Origin of the sequence: Pseudomonas sp. FEMGT703P (genome assembly GCF_002786345.1) — a bacterium.
GTDB lineage: Bacteria > Pseudomonadota > Gammaproteobacteria > Pseudomonadales > Pseudomonadaceae > Aquipseudomonas > Aquipseudomonas peli.
In genome coordinates this window covers 116,230-130,993 of the sequence record NZ_PGCM01000008.1, presented here as the reverse complement: position 1 = coordinate 130,993, position 14,764 = coordinate 116,230, and the positions used below count along the sequence as shown (strand labels likewise).

General features: G+C 62.4%; 11 protein-coding genes and 1 pseudogene. 8 read left to right on the top strand and 4 right to left on the bottom strand.

What is annotated here, in order from left to right; translation table 11 throughout:
* Window position 1: 1 nt before the first annotated feature.
* The 4 genes and pseudogenes from CUR33_RS20720 to CUR33_RS12700 all read right to left on the bottom strand — a co-directional run.
* A pseudogene (locus tag CUR33_RS20720) lies at window positions 2–274 on the bottom strand (methyl-accepting chemotaxis protein); the annotation flags it as partial.
* Window positions 275–786: 512 nt separating this feature from the next.
* Window positions 787–3,678, bottom strand: a complete 2,892-nt coding sequence (locus CUR33_RS12710) for an EAL domain-containing protein (protein ID WP_289239880.1) — start codon at window positions 3,676–3,678, stop codon at window positions 787–789.
* Window positions 3,679–3,763: 85 nt separating this feature from the next.
* Entirely contained in the window at window positions 3,764–4,198 is a 435-nt protein-coding gene (locus CUR33_RS12705; protein WP_090254315.1) for a BLUF domain-containing protein, read from the bottom strand.
* 11 nt (window positions 4,199–4,209) lie between these two features.
* Entirely contained in the window at window positions 4,210–4,626 is a 417-nt protein-coding gene (locus CUR33_RS12700) for a hypothetical protein (RefSeq protein WP_090254313.1), read from the bottom strand.
* A gap of 190 nt (window positions 4,627–4,816) precedes the next feature.
* Here CUR33_RS12700 and arsS point away from each other — a divergent pair, with 190 nt between their 5' ends.
* The 8 genes from arsS (at window position 4,817) to CUR33_RS12660 (ending at window position 14,759) form a co-directional block, all read left to right on the top strand.
* Window positions 4,817–5,782, top strand: coding sequence for an arsenosugar biosynthesis radical SAM (seleno)protein ArsS (gene arsS / locus CUR33_RS12695; protein WP_289239934.1), 966 nt, complete (start codon window positions 4,817–4,819; stop codon window positions 5,780–5,782).
* A gap of 10 nt (window positions 5,783–5,792) precedes the next feature.
* Window positions 5,793–7,184, top strand: coding sequence for a sodium:solute symporter (locus CUR33_RS12690; RefSeq protein WP_289239879.1), 1,392 nt, complete (start codon window positions 5,793–5,795; stop codon window positions 7,182–7,184).
* The gene (locus CUR33_RS12685; RefSeq protein ID WP_289239878.1) at window positions 7,184–8,152 is read left to right on the top strand and encodes a hypothetical protein; all 969 of its coding nucleotides are present in this window, start codon (window positions 7,184–7,186) and stop codon (window positions 8,150–8,152) included. The genes CUR33_RS12690 and CUR33_RS12685 overlap by 1 nt, the downstream gene beginning before the upstream one ends.
* The gene (locus CUR33_RS12680; protein WP_289239877.1) at window positions 8,145–10,286 is read left to right on the top strand and encodes an FAD-dependent oxidoreductase; all 2,142 of its coding nucleotides are present in this window, start codon (window positions 8,145–8,147) and stop codon (window positions 10,284–10,286) included. Before CUR33_RS12685 ends, CUR33_RS12680 begins: the two co-directional genes overlap by 8 nt.
* A complete protein-coding gene (locus CUR33_RS12675) occupies window positions 10,286–10,990 on the top strand; it encodes a DUF3047 domain-containing protein (RefSeq protein ID WP_289239876.1) in 705 nt (234 codons plus the stop codon). The genes CUR33_RS12680 and CUR33_RS12675 overlap by 1 nt, the downstream gene beginning before the upstream one ends.
* 60 nt (window positions 10,991–11,050) lie before the next feature.
* Window positions 11,051–12,124 carry an FAD-dependent oxidoreductase gene (locus tag CUR33_RS12670; protein ID WP_289239875.1) on the top strand — a complete coding sequence of 358 codons (1,074 nt, stop codon included), beginning with the start codon at window positions 11,051–11,053 and terminating at the stop codon, window positions 12,122–12,124.
* A gap of 28 nt (window positions 12,125–12,152) precedes the next feature.
* Window positions 12,153–13,955 carry a methyl-accepting chemotaxis protein gene (locus CUR33_RS12665; RefSeq protein ID WP_448703161.1) on the top strand — a complete coding sequence of 601 codons (1,803 nt, stop codon included), beginning with the start codon at window positions 12,153–12,155 and terminating at the stop codon, window positions 13,953–13,955.
* A gap of 120 nt (window positions 13,956–14,075) precedes the next feature.
* Window positions 14,076–14,759 carry a type 1 glutamine amidotransferase domain-containing protein gene (locus CUR33_RS12660; protein ID WP_090254298.1) on the top strand — a complete coding sequence of 228 codons (684 nt, stop codon included), beginning with the start codon at window positions 14,076–14,078 and terminating at the stop codon, window positions 14,757–14,759.
* Window positions 14,760–14,764 lie beyond the last annotated feature (5 nt).

Genomic DNA, 14,764 nt, shown 5'->3' with positions numbered 1-14,764 from the left:
CCAGGGTCTGCGCCGAGTGCGAAACATCCCCGGATAAGCGCGTAGCCTCACTGGACAGGCTGCCGATGGAACGGCTGGCACTGTCGGTTTCCTGATTGATGCTGCCGACCAAGGTGCTGATTTCCTGGGTAGCCCGACTGGTGCGCTGCGCCAGCGCGCGAACCTCATCGGCTACTACAGCAAAGCCACGGCCCTGTTCACCGGCGCGGGCTGCTTCGATGGCGGCGTTCAACGCGAGCAGGTTGGTCTGGTCGGAAATCGCCTTGATCAGCTCAACAATCCGGCTGATCTCGCTGACCCGCTGCTGTAGCAGATCGACACTTTGCACGCTGCTCACGCCCTGCACCGCCATGCTGCTCAGGGAGTCCGAGAAGCCTGCCAGGAGCACTGAGGTTTGCTGGAAGATGCCGCTGTGCTGTTCGAGCTTGGCGACTTCCTGGTTCAGCTGTTCGGCCTGGGCCACCACGCCATCACGGGTCTGCGAGAGGGAATCTTCAAAGCGACTCAGTTTGCCATGCAGCTCATGCTGATAACGGGTCACACCATTGAGCTCGTTGCGCTCCTGCTGGCTCTGTTGATGCCAGCTGCGCAGCTCGTCCAACTCGCGCTGCATGGCGGATTTTTCCTGACCTAGACGACTGACTTCCTGCTCCAGACTCTCACAACGCAAACGCCATTTACGGTCAAACATGGTGCACGCAACTCCAAAAAGACGGCAGGAGACAGCAGCCGGAACTACCGGCAATACAGCTTATTTCGGCAACCTCAGATAAAGGTTGAGCTGGATCAACGACGGTCGAGGGCGAGCTGCATCTGCACTTCTGCATCGGCCGCATCGCTTAGCTGAGTCAGTGGTTGCGGATGGCCGATGCAGTAGCCCTGGGCATAGTCGAGCCCCAACGTTTGCACGCAGTCTAACGTGGCCTGGGTCTCGACAAACTCGGCCACCGTGCTCAAGCCCAGCTGGCTGGCGATCTGCTGCATCGAGCCGACCATGGCCTGGTTGATCGGATCGCTCTCGATACCGCGGATAAAACTGCCGTCGATCTTGACGATATCCAGCGGCAGATGGCGCAGGTAAGCGTAGGAGGCAAAGCCGCTGCCAAAGTCATCCAGCGCCACTTTCAGGCCCAGGCTGCGCAACTGCTTGATCCACTGCGCAGACACCCCCAGCTCGCCCAACGCGACCATCTCGGTCACTTCGATGCACAGCTTGTGCGCCGGCAAGTTGTGCCGCAGCAGCTCGCTGTGGAGCATCTCGTGGAAGTGCGCGTTGAGCAGCGAGCTGGCAGTCAGGTTGAAATTCACCTGAGCCAATTGCTGCACATGCCGCGGGTTGTCCGCCAGCCATTGCAGCAGGCGCATCACCACCCAGCGGTCGATGGCACCGAGAAAGCCGTAGCGCTCGGCGGCACCGAGAAACTGCCCCGGGCTGATCCACTCGCCACTGTGCGGGTCGTGGTAGCGCAGCAGCACTTCATAGCGCAGGCCATCGCTGGCGTTCTGCAGCGCCATTACCGGCTGATAGAACAGCTCGAAATGGCCCAGTTCGATGGCCTCACGCAGGCGGGTGATCCATTGCAGCTGGCGCTGATGCTCCAGCAGCACGCCATCGGCCGGGTTGAACTGCTGCACGCGGTTGCGGCCGAGGTGTTTGGCCAGCTGGCTGGCGCTGTCGGCCCAGTTCAATGCGGTTTCCCAGTCGCTGACGCCGCTGTCCAGCTCCAGCAGGCCGATGCTGGCCTGCACGCGGAATGGTCGGCCTTGCCAGCTGAAGACGAATTGCTCAACGCAGTGGCGCAGATTTTCTGCATGTTCCAGAGCGGCTTCGTTATTGATTTCACGCAGCAGCACGGCGAATTCATCGCCCCCAATGCGCGCCAGTTCGGCATGCCGCGGCAGTTGGTGCCGTAAGTGGCCAGACAATTGGCGCAGCAGCTGATCACCCGCCGAATGCCCGCAAAGGTCATTGACCTGCTTGAACTGATCCAGGTCCAGGCACAACAAATGGCTGTAGCGCGGCGTGCTCTGGCCTTTGAGGCTTTCACGCAGCAGGCGCTCCAACTCGCGGCGGTTGAGCAGGCCGGTCAGCGAGTCATGTGCAGCCAGGTACTGCAGGCGCTCTTCCAGCGCGCGGCGCTCACTGAGGTCGACCACGATGCCTTCAATGCAATCCTGGGTCGGGCGCAGGTGCAACGACAGGTACACCCAATGGCTCTGCCCGTCGAGGCCATGAATCTGACATTCCTGGCTGGTGGCCGGTTGCTCGTTGTGCAGTTGGGCCACGTACTCGGCCCACTGCTCGGTGCCCAACAGCTGCTGCATGGACAGCTCGCGGCTGTCCTGTGCCAGCCCCAATAGCGCGGTAAAACTGGGGTTGGCTTCAATCAGGGCGCCGCTGCGGGTGCAACGGAAAATGCCCTCACCACTGCTGCTGAACAACGCCTGGTACTGCTCCAGATTGCCCAGCGCCTGAGCCTTGCTTTGCAACAAGGCACGGCGGATATGCTCCAGTTGCTTATCGAGGATGGCTCCAAACAGCAGCATGCTCAGCACTGGCAGGTAGGCATGCATGTAGTTAAACCCCGGCGGCAAGGGAATCACTCCCGTGCGGCCGAGGGGCACCAACAGCATCAGCAACAGGGCCGAACTCCAGCACAGCAGGTAACCGATGGCATAAGGCCGCCGCTGGTACACGCCGAGAATCAACAAGAGCAGCTGGAACATGCCGTTAAACAGGATCAGCACATTCAGTGCCTGGTAGGAGCGGAAGTGGCCATAGCTGACGATGGTCCAACCGCACACCAGCAGGGTCACAGCAAATAGCACGTTGCGCAGATGGCGCACACGGCCCAACTCCAGTTTCAGCGAGCTGGCGAGAAACAGGCTGCTGAAGATCAACATGCCAGGGTTGGCCAAATTGGCCATCTGAGCCGACAACCACACCCACTGCGGCGCCAGCAGGCTGATGATGCCGTGCATGCTGGCGTTGTACAGCGCCACACTGGCCACCGTCAGGCAGAACCACACCAGCTGCGTTTCGCGCAACGCGCTGTATTTCACCAGGAAGAACAGGGTCAGGCTGAGCAGCGCACCCAACAGCAAGCCGCTGCGCATCCAGTGTTCGGCCAGCAATAGCGGGCTTTGTTCAGCCGCCACCAGCTGCATCGGCACACTCACCGCCGAACCGCTTTGCACCCGCAGTAACAAGGTATGCGGACCTTCGCCAAGGCGCGGCAGATTGAGCAGAAAATGTGGTGAGGGCGCACCACGCAAAAGAAAATCGCGGTGGTCACCGCTGTAGAAGGGCGCGATCAACCGCTCACGGTCGTATAGCCAGACTTCGATGTCGTCGAGAAAAGGCCGGTCGATCATCAGGTCAAGACGTTCGGCCACCGGTGCATCAAGGCGAAACGCCAACCACCAGGCGCTGGCGGAGTAACCCAGGCGCGGCACGCCATCCATTCGCGTGCCTTCGCGGTCAATTCGCTGCTGCACTTCGGCCGCGGTCAAATTGCCACTGGGGTCTTCCAGCACCAAACTGGCCGGCACTTCTACCGGCCGCGTGAGCTGTTTGTTGCTCAGCACCAACAATGGCAGCTCAGCAAACGCCGAAGCGCTGCCCAGTGCAAAGCAGAGCAATGCAGCCAGCAAAGGAAGGTTGAGCAAACGGAGCATCCTGGCGCCTCAATAAACTGCGAGGTGCGCCAAGGCTCAGGGTGAACACAGCTCGCCGGCTAGAGCGAGTTGACGCTCGAGAATTCTAGCTGAGAACTGGCGATTTGATTGCGCTGACGGTCTCACTCAGCTCCAGTAACAGCCCGGTAATTTGCTCGGCACTCATGTTGAAGGGGTCAAAACGGTCGCTGGAGGAATATTTCAGAAACAACTCGCGGTTGGCCTGCTTCGCACCAGCCCAGCCCATGCTCCAGTTGCCGTAACGGCGCATGCTGATTTCCGCGTAATCGAGAATGGTCAGGTCCTTGTGCCGACTGTCATCTGCCAATCGGTTGTACAGGGCGTTCACCTCTGCACGCGGGCCTTCCAGCGCCTGCAGGAAGATATCCGCGTTGCAACAGAGGATACCGGTCAGTCCTTTGCCTGGATTGTTGCGCTGTGAACTGTCGAGAATCTCGCGGATTAGCTCGGAAGAAACGCCGTGACTGGCACGGCTGGCGTAGGTGAGGCGCACAAGCATGGTGATCTCCTTTAGCGCGGAAGCAGGGTCCGGGCCAGAATCAGGGTGCCCACGCCCCAGGTGGCGTTGAGCAGAAAGCCAATCAAAAAGCGGCCCGGCAACTGCGCCGGATCAACCCCCATACCCTTGAGCGGAAACACCACCAGCAGGGCAACAGTAGTCAGGGCGATACCACCAAACAGCAGGGCCTTGATCCAGGGTTGTGGCTTGTGTGCATCCCAGCGCAACACCAGCAGCATCACCACCGCCCAGACACCGCCCCAGAAGGATGCCGAAAGCAATGACGGCACTCCCAGCGGCGCCGTTGGAGTCAAGTTGAACGGCGCAAACGGCACCACAGCCAAGGCATGCAACACGCCCAAAACCGGCTGATGAAAGAACGGCACGGCCAGAAAACCCGCTACAAAGAACAAGCTAAGACGTAGCATCGACACATCCTTTGCTGAGAATTATCAGCCGATACTGCCCTATCTGTATAAGATTTGTATAACTAATTGCGTAACATTCTTCTGCCTACACGCGTAACAAAAGCGCTCGGGCACTCTCTATAGTGGCTACTTAGCGGCTGACATAATCAACCGACGCATCAGCATCAAGGAAACAGACACCGTGCATGCCATGCTTCCCTTGCTCGACCAACTGGCGTTTCCGGCCATCCGCCGTGGCCAGCTGGAAGCACTGCAGATCAACCTGACCTACCGCTGCAACCAGCGCTGCCTGCATTGCCACGTCAATGCCGGGCCGACCCGCACCGAGGCCATGACCGATGAAAGCCTGGCCCTGCTGCATCAGGTGATCGACGCCCACCCTGTGCACACCCTCGACCTCACCGGCGGCGCGCCGGAGATGCACCCGCGTTTTCGCGAGATCGTCAACCACGCGCGCCGCGAAGGCCTGCGGGTGATCGATCGTTGCAACCTGACCATCCTCAGTGAACCGGGCTATGAAGACCTGGCGCAGTTTCTCGCCGACCAGGGCGTGGAAATCAGCGCTTCGCTGCCTTGTTACTCACGCGATAACGTCGACAAGCAGCGCGGCGACGGCGTGTTCGATGCCAGCATCAAAGGCCTGCAACAACTCAATGCCCTGGGCTACGGCCAGCCGGGTAGCGGCCTGATCCTCAACCTGGTGTACAACCCACAAGGGCCGAGCCTGCCGCCACCGCAAGCGGCGCTGGAAGCCGATTACAAACGCCACCTGGTCGAGGACTTCGGCATCGTCTTCAACCACCTGCTGACCATCACCAACCAGCCGATTGCGCGCTTTGGCAGCACCCTGGTCAGCAAGGGCCAGTTCAACGGCTATATGCAGCTGTTACGCGACAGCTACCGGCCGGAAAACCTCGAACCCTTGATGTGCCGCAGCCTGGTCAGCGTCGATTGGCAGGGCTACCTGTACGACTGCGATTTCAACCAGATGCTCGATTTGCCGCTGCAACTGCCAGAGGTGATCGGCCGTGATCGGCCGCACCTGCGCGATCTGCTTAGTGCAACACTGGCCGGCAACCCCATCGTGACCCGTGATCATTGTTATGCCTGCACCGCCGGACAGGGCTCCAGCTGCGGCGGCTCGTTAACTTCCTAAGGATCAATCCATGCAACCAACCAGTCTCACCGGGCTGTTCTTCTGGGGCTTTCTTGTGGTCTACGGCGCGCTGATGCTGGCCTTGTCGCCACGCGCCGTAACCCTGGGCGGGTTCTTTAATGGCGAGGACAACCAGGGCCGCAGCGCCAGCCCGTGGTTGATTACCTCCAGCATCTTTATCAGCTGGATCTTCGCCAAATCGGTGACCAATGCCGCCAATCTGGGGGCGACTTATGGCCTGGTCGGCGGCTTGGCCTATGCCATGTACTGGCTGTCAATTCCGCTCACTGGCTTTGTCATCTACCGCCTGCGTCGGCGCTTTGCGGCGACCGGCCTGGTCAGCTTTCTGAGCAGCCATTATGGCCGTGGCGCAGCGCTGGCGTTTTCCGCCGCGATTCTGATTCGTCTGTTTAACGAGGTATGGAGCAACACCGCTGTGGTAGGCGGCTATTACGGCGACTCCGGCAGCTTCGAATTTATCGCCTCGGCTTTGCTGTTTACCGCAGTGACTCTGGCCTACAGCCTGCGCGGCGGGCTGCGCAGCTCGATCCTTACCGACGCGGCGCAAGCGGCGATCTTCGTGATTGCCCTGGTCTGGGTGCTCGGCCTGGTGCTGCCGCAGCATTCGCCGACTGAGCTGGCCAGCACCAGCAATTGGGCGCTGAATGCCGGGGTCGACCTGCTGCTGGTCGCCGGCCTGCAGGCCTTCAGCTACGGCTTCCATGATCCGGTACTGACAGATAGGGGCTTTATCAGCGAAGAGAAGGCCATGCGCCGCTCCTTCGTGATTGCCGGGGTGCTGGGCTTTATCGCCATCCTCGCCTTTAGCCTGATCGGCGTGCACGCCCAACTTACCGGCCTGGCCGCCTCCGACAACGTACCCGCCGCCCTGGCTAAGAGCCTGGGCATCGGCGCGCTACTGGTGATGACCGTGGTGATGGTTTCCGCTGCTGGTTCGACCCTGGATTCGACCTTCTCCAGCCTGGCCAAACTGGCCGGACGCGAGTTGCCGAAGCTGGCCGGGCGCGACCTCGGACAGAAAGCCATTGGCGTCGGCATGGCGGTGATGGTGGTGTTCGCCCTGCTCGGTAACCTGCCAATGATCGCAGGCACCGATATTCTCAAGGCCACCACCATCAGCGGCACCATGGTCATCGGCCTGGCCCCGGTATTCGTCCTGCACGGCCTGACCACTCCGACGCGGTTGGGCTTTCACCTGAGCTTCTGGACCGGCCTGGGCCTGGGCGTTGCCCTGACCTTGAACTGGATTCCGCAGAGCTGGGCCATCGGTGATGGTAAATACGCGCTGTTATTGGGCACCAACCTGTATGGCTTGGGCCTCTGCGTGCTGGGTTATCTAGTGCCAGGTTGGTTGCAGCAGCGCAAAGCAGGTACAGCCTGATGCGCGCCGGCCGCGATTGCCCGCTGGACTATCGCCTGACGCGGGATGCCTTTAGCGGCGAGCCGCTATTCGAGTGCGACACCCTCTATGTGGTCGGCGGCCTGTATGGCAATCGCCAGGCCCTGGCCGCCCTGCAGCGACGCTTGGCCGCCGAGCCAAATGCACACGTGGTGTTTAACGGCGACGCCCACTGGTTCGACCGCGACCCGCAGGTTTTCCAGCAGATTGAGCAGGGCATCAGCGCCCATGTGGCCCTGCGTGGCAATGTCGAAACCGAGCTGGGCCGTGCCAAAGACAGCGGTGCCGGCTGCGGCTGTGCCTACCCGATGACGGTGGATGAGGCGGTGGTCGAGCGCTCCAATACCATTCAGCAGGAATTGAATAAAACCGTGCAGGGTTTGCCCGGCATGGCCGAACGCCTGGCCGCAAGGCCGAGCACCGCACTGGTCAGCGTGGCCGGCCAGCGCGTGGCGATTAGCCATGGCGACGAGCAGTCCCTGGCTGGCTGGAGCTGCTCGCGGGAATCGCTCAGCGAGCCGGAGCGTCAGGAGCAACTGGACGCCTGGTTTACCGCCAACAGGGTGCAAGTGCTCGCCACCAGCCATACCTGCTCGGCCGCGGCCTTGAACCTGGAGCATGGCGCGCTGATCAATAACGGCGCGGCCGGACTGCCGAACTTTGCCGGCGGCCGCTATGGCCTGCTCAGTCGCATCGCCACCACGCCACACCCGGCGGCGCTTTACCGTTGCCAGCGTGACGGCCTGTTTATCGAAGCGCTGCCGCTGAACTACGACCACACTGCTTTTCTCGCCGACTTCGACCGCCAGTGGCCTGCCCATAGCCCGGCGGCGTTGTCCTATCGTTCGCGGGTGCTCGGCCAACTAACCGACCGCCCAGAGACTGCTCTGCTGGCCGGTTTTAGCCTGTGCCAAAGCCTTTGCGCCTTGGAGGCGCTGACTGATGAATAGCCGCAAACTCGCCCTGATGGGCCTGATCCTCGCGCTGCTGGGCAGCTTCTTTGTCTTCGACATCGGCCAGTACCTCAACCTGGAAGCACTCAAAGCGCAGCAAGCGGCGCTGAATGCTCAAGTGGCCGCGCAGCCCTGGCTAGCGGCGGGGCTGTTCTTTATCGCTTACGTCGCGGTCACGGCGCTGTCGCTGCCCGGCGCGGCTTTGATGACCTTGCTGGCCGGCGCGCTGTTCGGCTTGCTCGAAGGCTTTGTGCTGGTGTCCTTCGCCTCGACGCTGGGCGCGACCTTGGCCATGCTCAGCAGCCGTTTTCTGCTGCGCGATTGGGTGCAAAGCCGCTTCGGCCAGCGCCTGGCCGGTATTGATGCGGGCATCGAACGTGAAGGCGCGTTCTACCTGTTCGCTCTGCGCCTGGTGCCGCTGTTTCCGTTCTTTCTGATCAACCTGGCCATGGGCCTGACCCGCCTGCCGGCGCGCACCTACTGGTGGGTCAGCCAGCTCGGCATGCTGCCGGGCACACTGGTGTTCGTAAATGCCGGCCGCGAACTGGGCCAGCTGGACTCCCTGGCTGGCATCCTCTCGCCCGGGCTGCTGGGTGCCTTCGTGCTGCTCGGGGTATTCCCGCTGATCGCACGTAAGCTGCTGGGGCTGATTCAAGCGCGGCGGGTGTATGCCGGCTGGCATAAACCGAAGACGTTTGACCGTAACCTGCTGGTAATTGGCGCCGGTGCCGGTGGCTTGGTCAGCGCCTATATCGCGGCGGCGGTAAAGGCCAAGGTCAGCCTGATCGAAAAACACCAGATGGGCGGTGACTGCCTGAACACCGGCTGCGTGCCGTCCAAGGCGCTGCTGCGTTCGGCCAAGCTGGCCAATGAACTGAAAAAGGGCCCGGCACTGGGCTTTACCGGCGTGCAGGGCACGGTGGATTTCCCGGCGGTGATGCAGCGCATCCAGCGGGTGATCGCCGACATCGAACCGCATGATTCGGTCGAGCGTTACACCGGCCTGGGCGTCGAAGTGATTCAGGGCGAAGCGAAGATCCTCTCGCCCTGGAGCGTGGAAGTGAACGGCCAGACCCTGACCAGCCGCAACCTGGTTATCGCCGCCGGCGCGCGGCCACTGGTGCCGAAAATCCCTGGCCTGGAGCAGGTGCAGAGTTACACCTCGGACAGCATCTGGAGCCTGCGCGAACAGCCGCGCTGGCTACTGGTCCTCGGCGGCGGGCCGATTGGCTGCGAGCTGGCCCAGGCCTTCCAGCGCCTCGGCAGCCAAGTGATTCAAGTGGAGCTGGCCGAACGCCTGCTGCCGCGCGAGGATGCCGACGCCAGCGAGTTGGTACTGAATAGCCTGCGTGCCGACGGCGTGGATGTGCGCCTGCAACACCGCGCCGAACGCTTTGAAGTGGTCAATGGCGAACAGCGCATGGTCGCCCGCCGCGTGGACACCGGCGAGGAGGTGACCATCGCCTTCGATGGCCTGCTGCTGGCCCTCGGCCGGGTGGCCAATGTCAGCGGCTACGGCGTCGAGGAACTGGGCCTGACGGTGCGGCCTAACGGCACCCTGGAAACCGACGAATACCTGGCGACACGCTTCCCCAATATCTACGCGGTGGGCGATGTCACCGGGCCGTACCAGTTCACGCATGTGGCGGCGCACCAGGCCTGGTATGCGGCGGTCAATGCGCTGTTCTCAGGTTTCAAGCGCTTCAAGGTGGATTACCGGGTGATTCCTGCCTGCACCTTTACCGACCCCGAAGTCGCCCGCGTCGGCCTCTCCGAAGGCGAAGCCAAGGCGCAGAATATCGCCTATGAGGTGACCCGCTACGGCATCGACGACCTCGACCGGGCGATTGCCGACGAGGCTGCCCACGGCTTTGTCAAAGTGCTGACCGTACCGGGCAAAGATCAGATTCTCGGCGTAACCATCGTCGGCGAACACGCCGGGGAGCTGCTCGCCGAATACGTGCTGGCGATGAAGCATGGCCTGGGCCTGAACAAGATTCTCGGCACCATCCACACCTACCCGACTATGGCTGAGGCCAACAAATACGCAGCCGGCGAATGGAAGCGCGCTCATGCTCCGCAAGGCCTGCTGCGCCTGGTCGAGCGTTTCCATACCTGGCGCCGCAGCTGATGCGCGGGTTACTGCTGGCCCTGCTGATGCTGTCGCCGCTGGCGCAAGCCGAAAACCAACTGACGCCATGGACGGCTGGCCCGCCCAACGGCGAATGGTCAGCGCCCTGGCGCCTGGCGGATATCCCCAAACTCAAACCGTCCGCGCGTACGCTGGTCGAGCAGGATGGCCAGCAGGTGTTGCGCATTCAGGCCGATGCCGCCGCAGGCGGCTTACTGCATCCGCTGGACCTGCCCGGCGATCAGCCCTGGCAACTGAGCTGGCAGTGGCGCACCGAGCGCAAACTGGAACAGGCGCGCTTCGCCACCCGTGAAGGTGACGACTACGCGGCGCGGGTTTATGTGTTGCTGGATTACCCGCTGGATTCGCTGAGCTTTGTCACTCGACAGAAGCTGCGCTTGGCGCGTACGTTCTTTGATCCCGACTTGCCAGCGGCAACCCTCAGCTATGTCTGGGACAACCGCGCGACACCCGGCACCCACGCGCGCAGCGCCTACACCGAGACGGTGGAAATGCACGTGCTGCGCGGCCCGGAAGCGCCGCTGGGGCAATGGCTCAGCGAAAGCCGCGATGTGAATGCCGATGCCATCGCCGCCTTTGGCAGCGCACCGCGCAGGATTCTTGGTGTGGTGTTTGCCGCCGACAGCGACAACACCAAGGAGTTGGCCGAAAGCTATTTTGCCTTGCCGCAGTTGCAGCGCTAACGGGCCGCGGCGCAAGCTCGTACCATTAGCGCACACCGATTACCTGATGGACGTCCGCGTGTGAGCACTCATTACGACCTTCTATTGATCGGCGCCGGCCACGCCCACCTCGGCGTGCTGCGGCGCTGGGCCCTGGTCGAGCGGCCGCCAGGGCGCATTGCGCTGCTCAGTGCCGGTCCGGTGGCCTGGTATTCCGGCATGCTACCGGGGCTGCTGGCTGGGCGGCATCGGCCAGAGGATTGCCAGGTCGAGCTGCAGGCGCTGTGCCGCGCGGCAAAGGTCGAGTTGATTGTCAGCCCGCTGGAAAGCCTGTCCGCCGCACAGCAACAGGTGCAACTGGCCAATGGGCAAACCTTGAATGGCAGCTGGCTGTCGCTGAATGTCGGCGCGCAGGTCTCTGCACCTGCGCAGCACGGTGATGGCATGCAGGTGTTGGCAGTAAAACCCTTCGCGGCATTTCTTGATGGTTGGCAACGCTGGCAGGCCGAGCCTCAGCCCTTGGCGATTCTCGGCGGCGGCGCGGCGGGAGTTGAACTGGCGTTGGCCTTGGCCGGGAAGGTGCCGCAATTGGCGCTGTTCTGTGCCGGCCATCTGCTCGATGGTTTGTCTGCTGGCGTGCGTCTGCGTGCCCTCGGCCATCTGCGTCAGCGTGGTGTGTGGGTGCGCGAGGATTGCCCAATCAACCGTATCGAGGACGACTGCCTGTTCAGCGGCGACGAACCGGTCTGGCGCGGTCAACGGCTGCTGTTGGCCAGCGGCGCCAAGGCTTTTGCCTGGCCGGCGCACAGCGGGCTGGGCTGCGATGAGCAGGGCTTTGTATTGATTGCGCCGACGCTGCAGAGCTACACCCACCCGACGATTTTCGCCGTGGGCGACTGCGCCAGCCTGCCCGGCGCACGCAAAAGCGGGGTGTACGCGGTGCGTCAGGGGCCGGTGCTGGCGAATAACCTCAGCGCCGCCTTGCGCGGCCTGCCTCTCAAACGCTACCGGCCGCAACGCCAGAGCTTAGCGCTGCTGGCCACTGGCGACGGCGGTGCCCTGTTGGACTGGCATGGACACAGTGCCGGCGGGCGTTTCTACGGGCGCTGGAAGGATTTTCTCGACAAGGGCTTTATTCAGCGCCATCGCCTGTAAGGACTGATCCACCTGCGACCAAAGTGCCATGGCCCTGAACCGCCACGGGTGCTCGAATCATCCTCCCAGCAAAGGTTGGCCGCAGGGAGCGACACCCGCTATGGTCTATAGATTCGCTGACAGCGGCCGATTGCCTACCCAGGCATCTCCAGCTGCACGCACTCCCATTTCAGCAGGCATGGCCCGTCCACTTCATGTTGGCGTGCCGCAGGCAGTTTCTGGTCGTGATTCGACCCGAATAAAAATAACGAGGTTTGTCATGCGTTCTGCGTTTATTACCTACCCCAAGGCCTGCCTGCTGCATGCCATCGGGCTGGCCGGGTTGATGGTGACATACCAGCAGATCCAGCTGCCCTGGTTTATCAGCATTCCGTCCTTTCTGCTGCTGGCCCTGTGGCCGTGGCTGGGGCCCTGGCAGCGCCAGCATGAAGAGCTGCCCGTATCCGCCGAGACGCCACATGATGCGTTCAGCACCCTGAGCCAGAACCTGTCGCGGCACACCTGCCACAACGCCCTGGCCGCCGCTGAAGTGGCGCATGCGGCGCAGCAGCTGGCCGGCAAACTGCAATCGCAACTGAGCGCCACCGAGCAGATCAACCAGGCCGCCGAGGCCATCACCCACACCGAACAGGACAGTGCCCAGCGCGCCGAACAGACCCTGATTGCCGCGCAAAGCGTGCGGCAAGACAGCAGCAGCGGGCAGCAGGAGCTGCGTCAGGCAATCGACGCCATGCAGCACCTGAGTGCGCAGACCGCCACCAGCCGCGAACTGATTGACGGCCTGAGCAGCCGCACCGAGCAGATCGAGAAAGTCACCCAGGTCATCCAGTCGATTGCCAGCCAGACCAACCTGCTGGCGCTCAATGCGGCCATCGAGGCGGCCCGTGCCGGTGAACTCGGCCGCGGCTTTGCGGTGGTCGCCGATGAGGTGCGTAACCTGGCCGGCCGCACCAGCAGCGCCACCGAGGAGGTCGGGCAGATCGTCAGCGATATCCGCCAACAGAGTGCGGCGGTGGTCAGCCATATGCAGCAGCAGGCCGAACAACTGACCCTGGCCGCGCAGCAGGTCGAGCACACCGGCGCGCAACTGCAAGGCATTGCCGGATTGGCGGCAAATGTAGAGGATCAGGTCAGCCAGATCGACAGCGGCACCCGGCAGAACCACGAACGCCTGGCTGAACTGTCCGTGGCGGTCGGCCAGCTGCGCGGCGATGTCAGCGACAGCGAAGGGCAGACCCGTCAACTCAGCAGCGCCGCCGAGCGGTTAGTCGCGCAGGCCGAAAGCGTCAGCGAACAGCTCGCCGAAGTCGGCCTGGATGACTACCACCAGCGCATCTACGACCTCGCGCGCAGCGCCGCGGCGCAGATTGCCGCGCAGTTCGAGGCTGACCTGCAAAGCGGACGGATCAGCGCCAGTGACCTGTTCGACCGTCATTACCAACCGATTGCCGGCAGCTTCCCGGCCAAGTACAAAACGCGCTTTGACGGCTATGCCGATCAGGTGCTGCCGGCCATTCAGGAACCCCTGCTCAGCCAGCACGAAGGCCTGGTGTTCGCCATCGCCTGCACCGCCGAAGGCTACGTGCCAACGCACAACAATGCCTTCAACCACCCACCATGCGGTGACCGCGCGGTGGACACGCTGAAGAGTCGCAGCAAGCGCCTGTTCAACGACCGCACTGGCATCCGCTGTGGCAGCCATCAGAAACCGGTGCTGCTGCAGACCTATATGCGCGACACCGGTGAGCTGATGCATGACCTGTCGGTGCCGATTATGGTCAACGGTCGGCATTGGGGCGGCATTCGTCTCGGATACAAACCCGAACCCTGATCGGCGCTGTATGCCTGCACGTGATAGGCACCATTAAGCCGTTTACATTATCGCCAGCGGCTAACGCGCGTAAGCTGCATGCCTCTTTGCTCATCAGGGCCTGCGCCCCAAGGAATACCCATGAAGATCCTGCTGGTACTGACTTCTCACGACCAACTGGGCAACACCGGGCAGAAGACTGGTTTCTGGCTGGAGGAATTCGCCTCGCCGTACTACGTGTTCAAGGATGCCGGCGCGCAACTGACCCTGGCCTCGCCCAAAGGCGGCCAGCCACCTTTGGACCCTAAGAGCGACGCCCCTGATGCACAGACCGCCGCTACCGAGCGCTTCCGTGCTGATCCGGCAGCGCAACAGGCGCTGGCCAACACCGTGCCGCTGAGCCAGGTGAAGGCCGATGATTTCGACGCCGTGTTCTATCCGGGCGGCCATGGCCCACTGTGGGATTTGGCCGAAGACCGCACCTCCATCGCACTGATCGAACACTTCCAGGCACAAAACAAACCGGTGGCGGCGGTCTGTCACGCTCCGGGTGTGCTGCGTCATGTCAAAGCGGCCAACGGTCTGCCGCTGGTCAGCGGCAAGAAAGTCACCGGCTTTAGCAACAGCGAAGAAGCGGCGGTGCAGCTAACCGACGTGGTGCCATTCCTGGTGCAGGATATGCTTATCGCCAACGGTGGCCATTACACCAGCACGAACGATTGGCAGAGCCATGTAGCCGTAGATGGTCTGCTGATCACCGGGCAAAACCCGGCCTCATCGGATGCCACCGCCGACGCGTTGATCCACCTGCTCAAGCAGGCCTGAATCAG